The following is a 17,190-nucleotide window of genomic DNA, read 5'->3' on the forward strand; positions in this document are numbered from 1 at the left end:
TCGGGCGATTGCGGCGGGCAAGCGCGTCCTGAACAATGCAGGCGCAAACCGGCCGGGGCCCATCCGACATGTCAGAGCAGAACGGCAAGGCCACGATCGAACTCAGGCTGCGCGACGGCGCGCAGCTCTTCAACACGCTCGACCCCTTCCCCTTCCGCGAGGGCGACATCGCGGCGGAGGCCGATGCGTACATCGTCGATTGGGCGCGCGACCTGCCGAAGGACGCGCCGATCGCGATCGTGATCCATCTCGAAAGGGCCGATGCCGCCGACCGGCCGGTGCCCGATCTCGCCACGGCGATCACCAGCTGGTTCGCCAGCCGAGCGCGCACGGAAACCCAGGCCCTGCGCGAGCTGTTTCGCGACGGGCGCCTGGTCTTCGCCATCGGCTTTGCCGGCCTCGCCGCCTGCCTGTTTCTAAGCTGGCTGCTGACGCAAGGCAGCGAAGGCCCCTTCGCGCGCGTCTTCCAGGAAAGCCTGATCATCATCGGCTGGGTGGTGATCTGGCGCCCGGCCGAGATGTTTCTCTACGACTGGGTGCCGATCCTGCGCCGCAGGAAGCTGTACCGCCGCCTGGCTGGCGCGCATGTCGAGATCCGGCCGGACTGAATCGCCGTGCGCGGTCCGGTTCACGAAACCGCCAGAGCGCTTCCCACGGCCCGCCATTTGCCTGATCGTCGCAGACGAGTGAAAAGCGGGAGCCGGTCGATGAATCTGTCGCGCACCTTCGGCCTGTTGGCTTTCGTCGCCGCCGCCTTCGGCTTTGCCCCCGCATCGGTCCACGCCCAGTCTGAAGAACCGGGCTGCCGGCCGGAGATGGCGAGCCTGAAGCTGCCGATCCAGCGTATCAACCTGGCGAAGGACGAGGTGCGGCTCACCTTCGTCGGCCACGCGACCTTCCTGATCGAGACGCCGGGCGGGATGAAGATCGCGACGGACTACAACGATTATGTCCGTCCCCCGGTCACGCCCGACATCGCCACGATGAACAAGGCGCATTCGACCCATAATTCCCGCAGCCCCGACCCCGCCATCAAGCGCGTGCTGCCCGGCTGGGACGTTTCGGGACAGGGCGCGGCGAAACACGATGTCACGCTCGGCGACGTCCGCGTCCGCAATGTGCCGACCAATATCCGCAGCTATGACGGCGGCACCGACTATGACGGCAACTCGATCTTCGTCTTCGAGATCGGCGAGCTCTGTATCGCCCATCTCGGCCACCTGCATCACCCGCTTGAGCCCGGCCATCTGCGCGCGCTCGGCCGCGTCGACATCGTTCTCTTCCCGGTCGACGGCAGCTACACGCTCGACCAGGACGGCATGCTGGAGGTGCTGAAGACGGTCCAGGCCCGCGTCATGATCCCCATGCACTTCTTCGGCGGCGGCACTTTGAACCGCTTCCTCGCCCGGACGCAGGACCTCTGGCCGGTCGAGCGCCGCGGGCAGTCGACGATCACGCTGAGCAAGGCCACGCTGCCGGCGAAGCCCACCATGATCGTGCTGCCCGGGCATTGAGTCCTTGCCGCCATTCTCGGGCGCGACCCGAGACTCTCAGGCCGGAAAAGGCTTCTGCATCATCTGGTCACGAGATGCTCGGGCCAAGCCCGAGCATGCCATTCAGGTGTTGACGCCGCCGTCGATGGCGAAGCCGGCGCCGGTGATGAAGCGGCCTTCATCGCTCGCGAGATAGGCGACGGCACCGGCGATATCCTCCGGCCTGCCGTAGCGCGGGATCGCCATGCGCGACCGCTGCGCCTCGGCGCCCGGACCATCGGCCGGGTTCATGTCGGTATCGGTCGAGCCGGGATGGACGATGTTGACGGTGATGCCGCGCGGGCCGAGATCGCGCGCCAGACCCTTGGTGAAGCCGATCAGCGCCGCCTTGCTCATCGCATAGAGCGTGATGTCGGGCTCGACCACGCGGTCGGCGAGGCAGGAGCCGATCGAGATGATCCGCCCGCCCTCGCCCAGATGCGCGGCGGCAGCCTGCGAGGCCAGCACCACGGCGCGGACGTTCACGGCGAGCGTGGCGTCTATATCGGCGAGGCTCCAGTCCGCGACCGGGCCGCCACGATAGATGCCGGCATTGTTGACGAGGATGTCGAGCCCGCCGAGCGCCTTCGCCGCCTCGTTCACCGAGCGCTTCACCGCTTCGGGATCGGCGCTGTCGGCCGCCCCCGCGACGCCCTTGCGGCCGAGAGCCTCGATCGCCTTCACGATTTCGGCCGCCTTGTCGGCCGAACGCTCATAGGTCAGCGCGACATCTGCGCCTTCGGCGGCCAGCCGCTTGGCGATGGCAGCGCCGATTCCGCGGCTGCCGCCAGTGACGAGCGCGCGCTTTCCAGCAAGGCGTGACATGGGAAACTCCATTTATGTTACGATCGATACATAAATACATGAGGCGCTTGCCCGGGGGCGTCAAGAGAAATATATATCGATCGACACAGAATAACTTCGAGGGGCAGGCGACATGGCCGAGCGGGGCCGTCCACGCAGTTTCGACCGGCAGGCCGCGCTGGAGCGCGCCATGGATGTGTTCTGGGATCGCGGCTACCAGGCCGCGTCGATGAGCGACCTCACCGACGCCATGGGCATCAACTCCCCGAGCCTCTATGCCGCCTTCGGCAGCAAGGAGGAGCTCTATCGCGAGGCCATCGGCCATTTCGCCGCGACCGAAAGCGACGACATCCTCGCGCCCTTGAGCGACGCGCGGACAGCGCGGGCGGCGATCGAGGGCTATCTCATGGCGAGCGCCGCGACCTTCACCCGGCCGGGTCGCCCGCCCGGCTGCATGGTCGTGCTCTCGGCGGTCAACGCGGTCGGCGTCGGCGAGGAGACGAGCCGCATCCTGCGCGAAATGAGGGCCGGCAGCGTCACGATGATCGAGGAGCGGCTGAACCGGGCCATTACGGCCGGCGAACTGCCAGCTTCGCTCGATACGCACCCGCTCTCCAGCTATTACGTCACTGTCCAGCAGGGCATGTCGATCCAGGCCCGCGACGGCGCTTCGCGCGCAACGCTGGAAGCGATCGTGCGCGGAGCCATGGCGGCCTGGGACAGCCTGACTCAGCCGCGCGACGCCGCAGCTTGATCCTCGCCGTTAACGCCTCGCTGAGGCTGATCCCAGGCTTTCCTTGCCGTAGCGGCCGATCGCGGCATCCTGCCTGCAATCGGGAGACCGCTCCATGCGCCGCATCGCCGCCTTCGCCTGCCTGCTCGCTGTCGCCGCCCTGCTGCCCATCCAGGCCGAGGCCGCCCGCTTCCGCTCCGGGCGCGGCGGTTCCGCTCCCGCCACCAAGACCAGCCACAGCATCGTCGTCGTTCCCGGCGCTGCAGGTATCGCCGGCGCCAAGGCCGCGGAAGCCGGCCAACCCGAGCGAGCGCCCTTCCCGGCCTCCGGCGCGCCGCGCGAGGAGCCTGTCCTGCTCCGCCTGACCGCCAATGAAGGCGCTCAGAAGCCCTGGTGCCGGACCGATGTCGTGGTCGGCGGCTTCTGCATCCTGAACTGACCCCGGCGCTTCAGTAGTCGCCGCCGAGATCGTCCGGCAGGTTGGCCGGCATCTGCCCCGGCCGCTTCGGCTTGGTCAGCGGCGTCGGCGTCGGCGTGTTGTGCCGCAGCAGTTCGCGCCCCGCATAGAAATCTCCCGCCAGCTGCAGGTCGAAGCGTTCCTCGTCGCGCCGGCGCACATCCGCCTCGATCTCCTCGGCCTCGTCCGCGGGAACGCCGAGGCATTTGAGCAGCGCCGTGCCGAAGACCATCGCCGATTCCAAGGTCTCGCGGATCTGGTAGTCGACGCCGGCATGGACCAGGTCGAGCGCATGGCCGCGGTCATAGGCGCGCACGAACAGCTTGGCATGCGGGAATTCGGCCTGCGCCAGCTGCACGATCGCATCCGCCGTCTGCCGCCGCTCGACGCAGACCACGATGACCTCGGCCCGCTCGGCCCCGGCGGCATGGAGGATGTCGCGCCGCGTCCCGTCGCCGTAATAGAGCTTGAAGCCGAACTGCGACGCGGCGCGGATCATGTCGACGTCGAAATCGATGATCGAGACGCTGATGCCGCGGGCGAGCAGCGCCTGGCTGGCGACCTGGCCGAAGCGGCCGAACCCCACGATCAGCGCCTGCGCCCGCAAGCCATCCGCCACCTCGATGCCGTCGAGATCGGTCTTGGGCGCCGGCAGGAAGCGGTCTAGCGCCAGCGCCAGCAGCGGCGTCAGCGCCATGGAGATGATGACGGTGCCGCTTGCGATGGCGGTGATGCGCGGGTCGAATATGCCGGCCGCCGCCGCAGCCGCGTAGAGCACGAAGGCGAATTCGCCGCCCTGCGAGAACAGAGCGACGCGCGTGATCGCCTCGCGCCAGTCCGAGCCGAAGATCTTGGCGACGATGAAGATGCCGAGCGCCTTGACCGCCATGAAGCCGATGACGGCAACCAGGACGAGCCGCCACTCGTGCGAGACGACCGCGAGGTCGAGCGACATGCCGACGGCGAGGAAGAACAGGCCGAGCAGGATGCCGCGGAACGGCTCGATGTCGGCTTCCAGCTGATGGCGGAAGGTGGATTCCGACAGGAGCACACCGGCGAGGAAAGCGCCCATTGCCATCGACAGCCCGCCAAGCTGCATGGCGAGCGCCGCGCCGAGCACGACGAGAAGCGCCGCGGCGGTCATCACCTCGCGGGCCTCGGCGGCCGCCAGCACGCGGAACATCGGGTTTAGCAGCCAGCGCCCCGCCGCGATCAGCCCGCCCAGCGCCCCGCCGGCGATGGCGAAGGAAACCCAGGCGTGCTCGGCGCTGCCGCGCTGCGGCGACAGCAGCGCGACGATCGCGAGCAGCGGCACGATGGCGAGGTCTTCCAGCAGCAGGATCGAGACGGCTTTCTGGCCCTGCGGCGTCGAGGTCTCGCCGCGCTCGTTCAGCATCTGCATGACCACGGCGGTCGAGGACAGCACGAAGCCCATCGCCGCGATGAAGGCGACCTTGACGTCGAGTCCGCCGGCCATGCCGAACAGCGTCAGCAGGAAGCCGCAGGCGAGAACCTGCGCGATGCCCAGCCCGAAGATGCTGCGCCGCAGCCCCCATAGCCGCGAGGGCTGCATCTCCAGGCCGATGACGAAGAGGAACATCACCACGCCGAATTCGGCGATATGCAGGATGCCTTCCGGGTTGGAGAACAGCCCGAGGCCGAAGGGGCCGATGACGATGCCCGCGCCGAAATAGCCGAGCACGGAACCGAGACCCAGCTTGCGGAAGATCGGAACCGCGACGACGCCCGCGCCGAGCAGCGCCACGACCTTCACGAGGTCGCCCGTCAATCCTGCCTCGGCCGCCATCCGTCCTCCTTCGCGCCGGCTCACCTCAACCGGTGCCCCAACCTAGAGCATGCGGTGTTGCGATGGAAACGCAGGTCATCCCGGCCGGAGCAAAGCGCAGAGCCGGGATCCAGGCCTGAACCGTGATTGGAAGCGCTCCGGCATGGATCCCGGGTCAAGCCCGGGATGACGGCGATGGTTCCATCGGCATTGAACCCCGAACAAGAAGTGGCGCAGCACTATCCCGCGCGGCTGACCCGCCCTTCCAGCGGATAGGCCGGATCGGAATAGCCCGGCGTCGAGGGGTGGCCCGGCGGCACGAGGCTGTCGACCAGCGCTTCGTCCTCCTTGTCGAAACCAGCATCGAGCGCCGCGAGATAGGCCTCCCACTGCTCGAAGGTGCGCGGGCCGGCAATGGCTGCCGTGAGGAAGGCGTTGTTCAGCACCCAGCGCACCGCGAACTGGATCGGCGTCAGCCCCTTCCTGGCGGCATGCTCCTTGATCGTCCGGGCGATGACGAGGCTCTCCTCGCGCCATTCGGCCTGCATGATCCTGCGGTCGCCACGCCCGGCGCGCGTGCCCTCCGCCGGTGCCTGACCGGGTGCGTATTTCGCCGTCAGAACGCCGCGCGCCAGCGGCGAATAGGAGGCTACGCCGAGCCCGAAATAGCCGCAGGCCGGCAGATGCTCGACCTCGGGCATGCGGTTCATCGCGTTGTAATAGGGCTGGCTCACGGCAGGTCGGTCGATGCCGAGCTCGTCGCAGAGCCGGCAGATCTCGGCCAGCCGCCAGGCGCGGTAGTTCGAGACGCCGAAATGCCGGATCTTGCCCTGCCGGACGAGGTCGGCGATCGCATGTACCGTCTCCTTCAGCGACGTCTGACGGTCCTCCTTGTGGAGGTAATAGATGTCGATCGTCTCGGTGCCGAGCCGGCGCAGGCTGTCCTCACAGGCCTGCATGATCCAGCGGCGCGACAGCCCGCCGCTCATCGGCCCCGGCCCCATCGCATTGGCCACCTTGGTCGCCAGCACCCAGTCGTAGCGGTTGGCGGCGATAGCCCTGCCGGTGATCTCCTCCGAGCGCCCCTCATTGTAGGCATCGGCCGTGTCAATGAAATTGATCCCGGCTTCGCGGGCGTGATCGACGATCCGGCGCGAGGCTGCCTCGTCGGTCGGGCCGCCGAACATCATCGTGCCCAGGCAGAGCGGCGAGACCTGGAGGCCGGAGCGGCCGAGGCGGCGATAATCCATGACGGTCATCCTTCGGATCGGAGATGGCGAAGCGTGCCGCAGCCTCCCCGTGGATTCCAGAGGCCATGACGCAGGCGCGCCCTGCGTAGCGCAGCCAACGGCAAGGAAATGCTTAATCTTTCCTGACAGAATGACTTGTCGTCACATGGCAGCCCGATGAACCTCGCCCAGCTCGTCAAGAGCCAGACCTTCGCCACCCTGCTGCAGGCGCTCGACGCGGCAGGCGAGCTGACGGCTGGCCGGACGGTACAGGCGAAGCTGCTCTCGCTGGAGCCGGACGGCACGGCCACGGCCGCGATCGGCGACACGAAGGTCGCGCTCGTCCTCGCCGGACCGCAGGCACGGCAAGCGGCGCTGCAGCCGGGGGCGACGCTGCTCCTGCGGCTCGACCCGCCCGAGCAGCCCGGCGGCGATTTACGCGCCACGCTGGTGGAAGTCCGCCCGCCAACCTCGCCATCCGGCGCTCCGATCGCACAGCAACCCCTCACGCCGCCGCCTGCGACCGGTTCTGCTGCTGCGCCTGCCGCCGTCCTGCCCGCTCCCGCGGCTGCCCCGCCCGCTTCCAGCTCGCCGCAGCCGAATCAGGCCCCGCAGCAACCCTCCGCTGGCAGCGCTCCACCCATATCTGTCGCAGCCGCTCAGCTGGCGCGCGCCACCGCAGAACCATCTGCCCCGGCACCCGCGACCGTGCCGCAGGGCGCTGCACCCGCTGCTGCGGCAATACCTGCGATTCCAGCGGCCCTGACCGCAGCCGCTGCGCGCCTGCTCGCCGGCCCCCTGCTCGGCGCCGTGCTGCATCGGCAGGACAGCCTCGCCCCGCTTTTCGCCAATCTGCGCGGCCTCGCGGAGGGTTCGATCGCGCTCGCGCTGCCCAAGACCCTGCTGCCGGCGATCGACCGCGTGCTCGCCCAGGCCGTGCCGGCCGAGCGCCAGCCTGTCACGGCGCAGCGCCTGAAGGAGGCGTTCCAGAGCTCCGGACTGTTCATGGAGGCCCACCAGGCGGCGGGCGAACCGCCACCGCGACAGGGCGACCTGAAGGCCAGCCTGCAGGCGCTGCGCGAGACCTTGCTGCCGATCGTCGAATCCCTCTCCCCGGATTCGAAGGCGACCCGCCTGGAACGGGCAGCCATTGCGCTCACCGCCGAGCAGCACACCGAGATCGCGCCGGGCACCGCCGCGGACCAAACGGCCCGTGCCGCCCCGCCCCGCCGCGACGGCCCGCTCCTGCCGCAACCCGCCACTGAGCCGACGCTTGCGCCTGGCGAAAAGCCGCTCGCCATCGCCGAAACCCTGCTCGGCCAGACCGAGGCGGCGCTCGACCGCATCAAGCTGACGCAATACGCCTCGCTGCCGCTGGAGCCAGCCCGCCAGGACGGCACCCAGCCGGCGCAACGCTGGCTCGCCGAGATCCCCATCGCCTTCCAGCATGGCACCGCGATGTTGCCCCTGCATGTGGAGCGCGAGGCGCCGCGCCGGGACGTACAGGGCGTGAGCCCGCCGCTCTGGCGCATCCGCTTCGCCCTCGATGTCGAGCCGATGGGCCCGCTGCAAGGCGTCGTCACCCTGCAGGGCCGCGATGTCGGCGTGACGCTCTGGGCGGAACGCGACGAAACCAGCCAGATCCTGCGCGGTGCGGCACCCGGCCTGGAGAGCGCCCTGCTCCATGCCGATTTTGCCAGCGGCGCCGTCGATGTCCATACGGGCCAGCCACGCGTGATGCAGCCGACGGCCGGCCAGTTCCTGGATCGCCTCTCATGAGCGCGCCGCAGCCGCCCCGCATCGCCGTCGCGCTCGAATATGACGGGCACGGGGCGCCGCGCGTCACCGCCAAGGGCCGCGGCGAACTGGCCGAGCGCATCGTCGCGACCGCGCGCGAGCACGACGTCGCCGTCGAGCAGAACGCCATCCTCGCTCAGGCCCTCTCGACGGTCGAGCTCGACGACCAGATCCCGGAGGAACTCTACCGGGCGACGGCGCAGGTCATCGCCTTCGTGCTGTCGCTGCGTGGCGAGATGCGCCGGCTGAACCGGGACGGCCATCGACCTTGACCACCGGAATCGTCGTCAGGCGCATCGGCCCTGCCGCCTACGCGGAGCTGGGACCGGCTTTCGCGGAGCTTGCCGGCCACGCGCTGGAGCCCAACCCGCATATGGCGCCGAGCGCCGTCACGGCCGCGACGATGCTCGTGCCTGAGGACGACATCATCGTGCTCTGCGCCTGGTTCAGCGAGGCGCTGGATTTCGAGCAACTGGTGGGCGTCTGGGCCTTCCGGCGCGAGCGCGATTGGCGCAGCGGCTTCGCCAGCGCCCTCGCCGCGCCGCTGGTGCCGCTCTACGAAGTCTCCTCCCTGCCCGTGCTCGACCGCGACCATGCAGCGGATGCGGCCCGGGCCCTGCTGCGTTATCTCGTCGCCTCCGGCGATCTGCCGCATACGCTGCTGCTGCCGCTCCTGCCCCTCGACGGCGCCTGCTACGCCACCCTCGCGGAAGCCTGCCGCCAGACCGGCAGCCGGATCTCGACCTATGAGCGCTGGGTCCGGCCCGTCATGATCCCCCAGCCAGGCGACGACTCCGAACGTTATCTGCGGCGCGCGCTGGGCTCCGGCTACAAGAAGCGGATGCAGCAGTTCCGGGCCGTCGCGAAGCAGGGTGCGTTGACCTTCCGCCGCAGCCGCGGCCGCGCGGCGCTGGACGCGCTCGATGCGTTCCTCACCCTCGAAGCCGCAGGCTGGAAGGGTGAGACCGGGACGGCGATCGCCTGCCTGCCGGCGGACGCCGCCTATATCCGCCGCATGGCCGAGCTCTTCGCAGCCGAGGATACCTTGCAGATCGACACCCTCCTGCTCGATGGCCAGGTGCTCGCCACCGGCCTGCTCGTCGAAAGCGGAGACCGCCGCCACTTCCTCAAGATCGCCTATGACGAGGCGCAGGCGCGCCATTCGCCGGGCCGCACCCTGACGATCGCGATGCTCCAGGCCGACCTCGCCGGCACGCCGCCCGCCCTCTTCGACAGCGGCGCGGGCGAAGGCGTCGATCCCGGCACCTATGTCTGGGGCGAGCGCCGCGAGATGGCCAACGCCATCATCCGCATCGGGCCCGGCAAGCCCGGCGCAGCGCAGGTCGCCGCCTTCAGCCGGATGTGGCTGCGGCGCCTGCGGGAGGCCGTCAAGGCTCGGTCGGGGCGGGCGTCTCCTCCGAAAGGGCGTTGAGTAACAGATTGAAGAGCGCGCCCCCGTGCGGCTCACGCGCTTGACCGGCCTTCCTCCCGCCCGATAGAGCCGGGTGCTGCGCAGGAGACGCCCGATGACCACGGCCGCCCGGATTGGAATCGTCACCGTCTCCGACCGCGCCTCGGCCGGCGTCTACACCGACGAGGGTGGTCCCGCGATCCGGGACTATCTGGCGAAAGTGCTGACTTCCCCGTGGGAGGCGGTCGCGCGCGTCATCCCCGACGATCGCAGGCTCATCGCCGAGACCCTGATCGAGCTCGCCGACCGCGAGGGCTGCTGCCTCGTCGTCACCACCGGCGGCACCGGCCCGGCCCCGCGCGACGTCACTCCGGAGGCGACCGAGGACGTGATCGAGAAGCCGATGCCCGGCTTCGGCGAATTGATGCGCCAGGTCAGCCTCGCCAAGGTGCCGACCGCGATCCTCTCGCGCCAGACCGCGGGCATCCGCGGCAGGACGCTGATCGTCAACCTGCCGGGGCGCCCGCGCGCTATCGCCGAATGCCTGGACGCGGTGATGCCGGCGATCCCCTACTGCATCGACCTGATCGAGGGTCCCTACCTCGAAACCGACCCAGCTTTGATCACCGCCTTCCGGCCGAAGAAATAGAAGCACGTCATCAACTCAGTTTGTTTTGGTCTCTGACGCGGGCATTTGCGATGACGATGATGCGTCGCATGATTGCGGTGAGAGCGACGATTGGCTTTTTTCCGTTTGCGATGAGGCGTGTGTAGGCGTCGCGCATGGCGGGGTCGTGCCTTGCGGCGGCCATTGCGGGCATGAACAGGGCGGCCTTGATTTCGGCCCTGCCGCCTCTGGTTGGGCGGTAGGCGTCTCGACTGCCGCTCTGGTTTGGATGAGGAGCCAGGCCTGCGAGTGCGGCGGCCTGGCGCCGGCTGATGCGTCCGAGCTCGGGCATGAGTGCGATGAGGGTGGCGGCGGTGGTCGTTCCGATGCCGCGGATGGAGCGCAAGGCCTGCTCGCTTCTGTCGGTGCGGGCGATGGTGCGCAGGGTCTCGGCGATGGTTTGCGCCAGGGCGGCGATCTGGGCTTTGAGGCAGTCGTGCAGGGCCTGGAGCGGGGCTTTGACCGGTTCGATGCCGGGAGCGTTGAGCCGGTTGGTGCAGGCCGTTCTCTGGGCGACGAGATCGGCTCTGGTCCGCACCAGGACCTGGAGGCGCTCGCGTGCCGGGGCGGGCGCCTGCCAGCGGATCAGCCGAGCGTGGCGCTCGGCGCCGTAGCGGGCAAGCGCCCTGGCATCGAGCGCATCGCTCTTCCCGAGCGTCCCATAGGAGCGGATGAAGGCCTTGACCTTGCGGGCATCGGCGCGATGGGCCGGGCAGCCGGCTGAGACGAGCGCCGCCAGCAGGGCGTCCTCATAGCCGCCCGTCGCCTCGCAGACGACGAGGCAGTCCGGGCCGAGCCCGGCTGCGAAGGCTGCCAGGGCCGAAGCCTCGTTAGGGAGACTGCCGAGGGTGTCGCCGCGGCTGTCGAAGACGACGATCCCGGCCTTGCCGACATCACAGCCGAGGAAACGGGAGGGTTCAGGGACCGTGGTGCAAACCGGCATCGGGAGCTATCCTCGAAGGGCTTGTGATTGTCTGCGGGCGTTCGGCTCATGCGAAGAGGCCCTGGCAACTCACCAAGCGTGACAAGGAAGCGACCCGCAACCTCGATGACGACGGGCGAAAGCCCTGGCTCGGGACGGTCGACGAGTCGCGTCTGGTCCGGCCGGCCAGCCGGACCAGACATCCCGCTCACGCGGAACAAAACCTCAATACCCCATCACAAACAGACAATGCTCGGCTTGACCCAAGCATCTCCTGCCGAAAGAGACTCCCGCGCTTCGTCTTGCCTGAGATTCTCGGGTCTGAGCTTCGCTCCGCCCGAGAATGACGCTCTCGCCAAAGGCCGGGAATGGCGGAATTCACCCCGCCTGAAGCTCCTCGCCGATCGCGCGTACGAGCTGCGGCGAGAGTGGGTCGGTCGCCGCCGGAAAACCGCCGATCAAGGCGCCGTCGCGGCCGATCAGGTATTTGTGGAAATTCCAGCGCGGCGTCTCGGTCGGCCGCTCCGCCGCCGCCCAGCGATAGAAGGGATGGGCCTGCGGCCCACGCACCACGGTCTTCTCGACGAAGGCATAGGTCGCGCCATGGCTCTGGCGCGCCGCCTCGGCGATGGCGGCGCCGTCGAGCGGTTCCTGCCCGCCGAAATCGTTGCTCGGGACCGCCACCAGCATCAGGCCGCGCGTCTGGTAGCGCTGCCAGAGCTGCTCCAGCGTGGCCATCTGGCCGGCATAGCCGCAGCGCGTCGCCGTGTTGACGACGAGGATCGGCCGGCCGCGATAATCGCCGAGCGCTAGTCGCCCTCCGCCCGGCCGGTCGAAACCGAAAGCATGGGCATCGCTGCGTGCCTGGGCGAAAGCCATGCCCGGCATCGCCGCCAACGCACCGAGGCCCGAGATCACCGAGCGCCTGTCCATGCTTCGCCTCCCTCGTTCCGCACCGATACGTCGGCGGAGCGCAAACGGATGCGCCCCGGCAGCCTTTCGGCTCCGGGGCGCAGGGGCAAGGCAAATTCTCGCGAGCGGACGGCCAGCGAGCAAAAACTCAGCAGGCGAGGACCTTCTTCACCCGGACCTCGAGGTCACGCAGCTCATAGGGCTTCACCACATAATGGTCGGCACCATTGGTGGTCGCCTCGTCCATCTTGTCGACCGAGCGTTCCGAGGTCGCCATGATGATCTTGATCTGGTTGAGCTCCGGCACCGAGCGGATGGCGCGCAGCAGGTCGATGCCGCTCATGCCGTCCATGTTCCAGTCGAGCAGCAGCAGATCGTAGCGCTTGGTCTGCATCTTCATCAGCGCTTCGCGGGCGTTCTCCGCCTCGTCTATGTCCTGAAACTCGATCTGCTTCAGGAAATAGGTCGCCAGGCCGCGCATGCTCTTCTGGTCGTCGACCACCAGGATGCGGTACTCGCTTCTGGCCTTTGACATAACTTTCTCCTTACGCGCTCCGCAGGTTCGGGCGCTCGCCGATCAGCTGGCTGACCGCGGCCCCGATCTGGTCCAGCGGAACGACCCTGTCGGCGGCTCCCAACTCGAAGGCCGCTTTCGGCATCCCGTTTACCACGCAGGTCTCCCCACTTTGGATTAACGTCTCGGCCCCGGCTTTGCGCATAGCTAACAAACCGTCAGCGCCGTCGCGGCCCATGCCGGTGAGCAGGATGCCGACCGCATGCGCGCCGAGGCTGCGTGCCACGGAATGGAACATGACGTCGACGGAGGGCGAATGGCCGCTGACGAGCGGGCCTTCCTTGAGCACGCAGACGAGCTCGCCGCGCCGCTCCTCGACTTCGAGATGGCGCAAGCCCCCCGGTGCCACCACCGCCATGCCGGGCCGCAGCCGGTCGCCATCCGCCGCCTCGCGGACATCGAGCCCAGTCGCGGTCGCGAGCCGTGCCGCGAACTTCGCGGTGTAGCCGGGCGGCATGTGCTGCACCACGACGATCGGAAGCCTGAGATGGGCGAGGTCGCGCATCACCGTCTGCACGGCCGGCACGCCGCCGGTGGAGGCGCCGATCGCGATCAGCGAGGTCTTTCCGGCGCGCGCCGGCTCCCTCAGTGGCGCCGGGCGGGCGGGAGCGGTGATCTGAGCCATCTGGCGCGCGGCGGCGATCATCTTGCGGCTGGCCGAGGCGCGCTGCAGCGCCGCGACGAGATGCTTCATGAAGCCTTCGAGCGTGTGGGTCGTGCCATCAGGCTTCTCGATGAAGTCGATGGCGCCGAGCTCCAGCGCCTGGATGGTGTTGTCGGCGCCCGGCCCGCCGAAGGCCGAGACGATGAGCACGGGCAGCGGGTCCTGCTTCAGCACCCGCGCCAGCAGCTTGAGGCCGTGCCGCCCGGGCAGTTCGAGGTCGAGCGTCAACACATCCGGGCGCAGCGCCTGGATGGCGTCCCAGCCCTCCTCCGCGCTGCCGGCGACGCCGATCACCTTGAAGCCGGGCGCAGAGTCGATGATCTGCGTCATCAGCTTCTGCATCAAGATGGAGTCGTCGACGACCAGGACCTTGATCGGCGCTGCGGGGGACGTCGGCATGTTCATCACCAGACCTCCACTTCACCAGCCACGGGCTGGGTCTTGAGCCGGTTGAGATAAGCGATTTCCTGCTCGTGGCCGCTGTCGCGCGAGGTGGGCTGGACGTGCTGCACCCAGGCACGGCCCGTCGAGGGCTGGTAGTGGATGCGCCGCGAGCGCGTGCCACCCACATCCCGCGAGACGACGGGAATGCCCTCGACCTTCAGGAATTCGTTGACGAAGGCGATGTTGCCGTCGCCGATGGCGAGCATCGTCGCACCCGAGAGCACGCGCGCGCCGCCGAAGACCTTCGCCTCGAAATTACTGCGCCTCGCGCCGCGCTTGAGCAGGTCGTTGATCAGCACCTCCATCGCCGTGTCGCCATAGCGCTCGCCGGCGCTGGCATCGGCGCTGCCGTTGTTCTTCGGCAGCAGGAAATGGTTGAGCCCGCCGACGCCGATCTGCGGATCGCGCAGGCAGACCGAGACGCAGGAGCCGAGCACGGTCGCGACGATCTCGTCCTTGGCCGAGGTGATCTCGTGCTCGCCCGGCGCGACGGTGATGATCGTCGCCTCGAAGCGCGGGTCGAAATAGCGGCGAGAGGATCGTGAGACGCTCATGCTGTCCTCTCGTAGATGGTTCGGCCGATGAGGCGCAGGTTCGGATGCGGCTGCGGCAGCGATTCCGAATGGCCGAGATAGAGGAAGCCGCCGGGCGACAGCAGCGCGACGAACCGATCGAGGATCGAGGCCTTGGTCTGCGTATCGAAATAGATGAAGACGTTGCGGCAGAAGATGATGTCGAACGGACCGCTCATCGGCCATTTCTCGATCAGGTTCAGCCGCTTGTAGGCGACCAGCCGGCGCAGATCCTCGCTGATGCGGGCATCGCCTCGCCCCACCCCGCCTTCCAGCTTGAGCATCGGCTTCACATCGGCCGGCAGCCGCTCGAACAGCTCCGCCGGATAGATGCCGGCCTCGGCCCGCGCCAGGATGTCGGTGTCGATGTCGGTCGCCAGGATCTTGAAATCGAGATCGCTGCGCGCGCCCATGACGTCGCGGCAGGAGGCCGCGATCGAATAGGCCTCCTCCCCCGAGGAACAGGCGGATGACCAGATGCGGATGCGCCCGCGGCGCCCGGCCCGCTCCTGCAGCAGCCGCGGCATCACATCCTTGCGCAGATGGTCGAAATGGTGGCGCTCGCGGAAGAAGGCGGTGTGGTTGGTCGTCACCGCATTGATCAGCTCGGGCAGCTCTCCGGCTGCCTGCGGCGTCTTCAGGAAGGCGCAGTATTCGGCGACCGAGCCCATGCCGAGCGCCTTGACGCGACGCGCCAGCCGCCCGCGCGTCATCGCCTCCTTGTGCTCGCGGATGACGATGCCGGCTTGGTCGTAGACCAGCTTCGCGATGAAGCTCATATCGTCGCGCGTCAGGGTGATGTCGGCCATGGCGGGCTGGAGGGCGGCCATGCTGGAAAGCGATGTCGGTCTGGACATGCTTCAGCCTCCCATCCGTCCGCCTGCCGCGACACGGCGAGGCTGTGTCTGCAGGGGCAGGCGCGGCTCGGGCGCCATCGGGGCCGGCATCGCCCGGCGCGCATGCTGCGGCTCAACCCAGCGGGGCGCAGTTGTCGGGCGGAACGCATCGACGATCTCGCTCAACATCGCGACCTGCCCCGCGAGTTCGCCCGCGGCCTGCACGCCGCGCCCTGCCAGTTCGGCATTCTGCCGTATACCCTTGTCCACCTGAGACACGCTTCGGTTCACCCCACCCATGCCGTGGGCCTGCTTGGCGCTCACGGCTGAAATCTCGGCAACGGTCGTGGACACGCTGTTCACAGCGGCGACGATGCGGCCGAGCGTCTCGCCGGTCTCACGCACCAGCCCCACGCCTTCCGCGACCTGCCCGTTCGACGTTGCGATCAGGCCCTTGATGTCCTTGGCCGCCTGCGCCGAGCGTTGCGCCAGGGACCTCACCTCGGACGCGACCACGGCGAAGCCCTTGCCGGCATCGCCGGCACGCGCCGCCTCGACCGCCGCGTTGAGCGCCAGCAGATTGGTCTGGAAGGCGATCTCGTCGATCACCCCGACGATCTCGGAAATCCGCAGCGAGGAACTCTCGATCCGCTCGATCGCCCCGGCCGCCCGCGCCACCACGCTCTGGCCTTCCCGCGCCACGCCCATCGTGGTGCCGGCGAGATCGCTCGCCTCCCGCGAATGCGCGCTGCTGCGCCCGACCGATGCGGCGATTTCCGCCGCCGCGCCCGAGGCCTCGCCGAGATCCACGGCGATCTGGTCCGTGCGCATCGCGAGATCGGCGGCGACTGTGTTGACGTCGATGGCGGCGTGGGAGATCGACCCGGCGGTGGCGCGGATCATCTCGATCCGTTCGCCGAGCACGCCGAGCGCCTCGTTGATATCGTGCTGGATCTGGCCAAGCCGGCCCCGGTGGATGCCGCCCATGCGGCGCGTCAGATCACCCTCCGACAGCCCCTCGGCCACCTCGGCGATATCGGCGAAGGCATTGTCGAGCAACTCGTTGATCCGGTTCATGCCTCCGGCCATCCGGGCGAGCACCTCGGATTTGCCCTGCGCGCCGACGCGGCGCGAAAAATCGCCATCGAGGGCCGCCTCGATCAGCTGCGAGACCTCGGCTGCGGCGGCCAGTTCGTCGGTCAGCTCCTGCCACTCGACAGCGGTGCCGAGACTGCGGCCCTCCCCGCCTTCGATGGGCGTCAGCGCCAGGCAGATCGTCCGACGTCCGAGCGTCAGGCGGACGGACTGGCCGGCGGCGAGGCGATGCTCCCCGCGCACCCGCTCCATCACGCGCCCGAGCATGTCCTTGGCCGAGCATCCCGGGAAAGCGGCGCGGAAATCCTCCTGCGCCTCGGCGAAGAAGCGCAGAAGGCCCTTGCTGGCGTAGATGATCCGGCCTTCCGGATCGCAGATCATGACGTTGGCGCGGCCATGGTCGAGCGCTGCGCGCAGCCGCACGGCCTCCTGCCCCTGCTCGTGCAATGTGGCGAGTGCGCGCGACAATTCGGCTGCCTCGCCCGAGCCGGTCGCCGCCGGCAGCGCCCACTCACCGGCCTCCGCCAGGCGCGTCGCGGCACGCGAGACACCGGCCACGGAGCGGGTCGCGCCCCAGGCGGCGAGGCCACCGAGCAGGGCCACGGCGGAGACGCTCAGAGCCGCCATGACGGGCGTGCCTGTCGAGGCCGCGTAATAGGCGAGCCCGCCGGCAAGTGCTGCCGAGCCGGCCGCGGTCAGCGGCTGGCTGACCGAGAGTCGTGAAAAGGGGCCGAGCGCGCTGCCCATGGGGTCCG

General features: G+C 68.7%; 18 protein-coding genes. 8 read left to right on the forward strand and 10 right to left on the reverse strand.

From position 1 onward, the window contains the following. Positions 1–68: 68 nt before the first annotated feature. A complete protein-coding gene (locus NWE53_RS10270; protein WP_265054203.1) occupies positions 69–608 on the forward strand; it encodes a hypothetical protein in 540 nt (179 codons plus the stop codon). A 99-nt stretch (positions 609–707) separates the two neighbouring features. Then, positions 708–1,514, forward strand: coding sequence for an MBL fold metallo-hydrolase (locus NWE53_RS10275; RefSeq protein WP_265054204.1), 807 nt, complete (start codon positions 708–710; stop codon positions 1,512–1,514). Positions 1,515–1,616: 102 nt separating this feature from the next. Here NWE53_RS10275 and NWE53_RS10280 read toward each other — a convergent pair whose 3' ends face one another. Next, positions 1,617–2,357, reverse strand: a complete 741-nt coding sequence (locus NWE53_RS10280; RefSeq protein ID WP_265054205.1) for a 3-oxoacyl-ACP reductase family protein — start codon at positions 2,355–2,357, stop codon at positions 1,617–1,619. Between the two features lie 112 nt (positions 2,358–2,469). Between NWE53_RS10280 and NWE53_RS10285 the strand changes: the two genes are divergently transcribed. Both NWE53_RS10285 and NWE53_RS10290 read left to right on the forward strand, forming a co-directional pair. Then, a complete protein-coding gene (locus tag NWE53_RS10285; RefSeq protein ID WP_265054206.1) occupies positions 2,470–3,090 on the forward strand; it encodes a TetR/AcrR family transcriptional regulator in 621 nt (206 codons plus the stop codon). Between the two features lie 94 nt (positions 3,091–3,184). Further along, positions 3,185–3,508, forward strand: coding sequence for a hypothetical protein (locus NWE53_RS10290; protein WP_265054207.1), 324 nt, complete (start codon positions 3,185–3,187; stop codon positions 3,506–3,508). A 10-nt stretch (positions 3,509–3,518) separates the two neighbouring features. Here the strand turns inward: NWE53_RS10290 and NWE53_RS10295 are convergent, their stop codons facing one another. Together NWE53_RS10295 and NWE53_RS10300 are read right to left on the reverse strand one after the other, a co-directional pair. After that, complete coding sequence (locus NWE53_RS10295) at positions 3,519–5,333, reverse strand: monovalent cation:proton antiporter-2 (CPA2) family protein (RefSeq protein ID WP_265054208.1); 1,815 nt, start codon at positions 5,331–5,333, stop codon at positions 3,519–3,521. A gap of 218 nt (positions 5,334–5,551) precedes the next feature. Next, the gene (locus NWE53_RS10300; RefSeq protein WP_265054209.1) at positions 5,552–6,562 is read right to left on the reverse strand and encodes an aldo/keto reductase; all 1,011 of its coding nucleotides are present in this window, start codon (positions 6,560–6,562) and stop codon (positions 5,552–5,554) included. A 156-nt stretch (positions 6,563–6,718) separates the two neighbouring features. Here NWE53_RS10300 and fliK point away from each other — a divergent pair, with 156 nt between their 5' ends. The 4 genes from fliK (at position 6,719) to mog (ending at position 10,398) form a co-directional block, all read left to right on the forward strand. Next, entirely contained in the window at positions 6,719–8,320 is a 1,602-nt protein-coding gene (fliK, locus tag NWE53_RS10305; protein WP_265054210.1) for a flagellar hook-length control protein FliK, read from the forward strand. Further along, positions 8,317–8,610 carry an EscU/YscU/HrcU family type III secretion system export apparatus switch protein gene (locus NWE53_RS10310; RefSeq protein WP_265054211.1) on the forward strand — a complete coding sequence of 98 codons (294 nt, stop codon included), beginning with the start codon at positions 8,317–8,319 and terminating at the stop codon, positions 8,608–8,610. The genes fliK and NWE53_RS10310 overlap by 4 nt, the downstream gene beginning before the upstream one ends. Further along, positions 8,607–9,770: a GNAT family N-acetyltransferase gene (locus tag NWE53_RS10315; RefSeq protein ID WP_265054212.1), complete on the forward strand. Its 1,164-nt coding sequence runs from the start codon at positions 8,607–8,609 to the stop codon at positions 9,768–9,770. Before NWE53_RS10310 ends, NWE53_RS10315 begins: the two co-directional genes overlap by 4 nt. Positions 9,771–9,864: 94 nt before the next feature. After that, positions 9,865–10,398: a molybdopterin adenylyltransferase gene (gene mog / locus NWE53_RS10320; protein ID WP_265054213.1), complete on the forward strand. Its 534-nt coding sequence runs from the start codon at positions 9,865–9,867 to the stop codon at positions 10,396–10,398. Between the two features lie 10 nt (positions 10,399–10,408). Here the strand turns inward: mog and NWE53_RS10325 are convergent, their stop codons facing one another. The 7 genes from NWE53_RS10325 to NWE53_RS10355 form a co-directional block, all read right to left on the reverse strand. Further along, positions 10,409–11,359, reverse strand: a complete 951-nt coding sequence (locus NWE53_RS10325; RefSeq protein ID WP_265050007.1) for an IS110 family RNA-guided transposase — start codon at positions 11,357–11,359, stop codon at positions 10,409–10,411. Between the two features lie 357 nt (positions 11,360–11,716). Then, positions 11,717–12,271, reverse strand: a complete 555-nt coding sequence (locus NWE53_RS10330; protein ID WP_265054214.1) for a glutathione peroxidase — start codon at positions 12,269–12,271, stop codon at positions 11,717–11,719. A gap of 127 nt (positions 12,272–12,398) precedes the next feature. Beyond that, a complete protein-coding gene (locus NWE53_RS10335; RefSeq protein ID WP_110488895.1) occupies positions 12,399–12,785 on the reverse strand; it encodes a response regulator in 387 nt (128 codons plus the stop codon). A 10-nt stretch (positions 12,786–12,795) separates the two neighbouring features. Beyond that, on the reverse strand, positions 12,796–13,893 hold the full coding sequence (gene cheB / locus NWE53_RS10340; protein ID WP_265054215.1) for a chemotaxis-specific protein-glutamate methyltransferase CheB: 1,098 nt from the start codon (positions 13,891–13,893) through the stop codon (positions 12,796–12,798). Continuing rightward, the gene (locus tag NWE53_RS10345) at positions 13,893–14,486 is read right to left on the reverse strand and encodes a chemoreceptor glutamine deamidase CheD (protein WP_265054216.1); all 594 of its coding nucleotides are present in this window, start codon (positions 14,484–14,486) and stop codon (positions 13,893–13,895) included. Before NWE53_RS10345 ends, cheB begins: the two co-directional genes overlap by 1 nt. After that, a complete protein-coding gene (locus NWE53_RS10350) occupies positions 14,483–15,361 on the reverse strand; it encodes a CheR family methyltransferase (RefSeq protein ID WP_265054217.1) in 879 nt (292 codons plus the stop codon). Before NWE53_RS10350 ends, NWE53_RS10345 begins: the two co-directional genes overlap by 4 nt. 3 nt (positions 15,362–15,364) lie before the next feature. After that, positions 15,365–17,182 (reverse strand): methyl-accepting chemotaxis protein, encoded by a 1,818-nt coding sequence (locus tag NWE53_RS10355; protein ID WP_265054218.1) that lies wholly within the window; start codon positions 17,180–17,182, stop codon positions 15,365–15,367. Between the last annotated feature and the right edge of the window lie 8 nt (positions 17,183–17,190).

It is taken from the genome of Bosea sp. NBC_00550 (assembly GCF_026020075.1).
Lineage (GTDB): Bacteria > Pseudomonadota > Alphaproteobacteria > Rhizobiales > Beijerinckiaceae > Allobosea.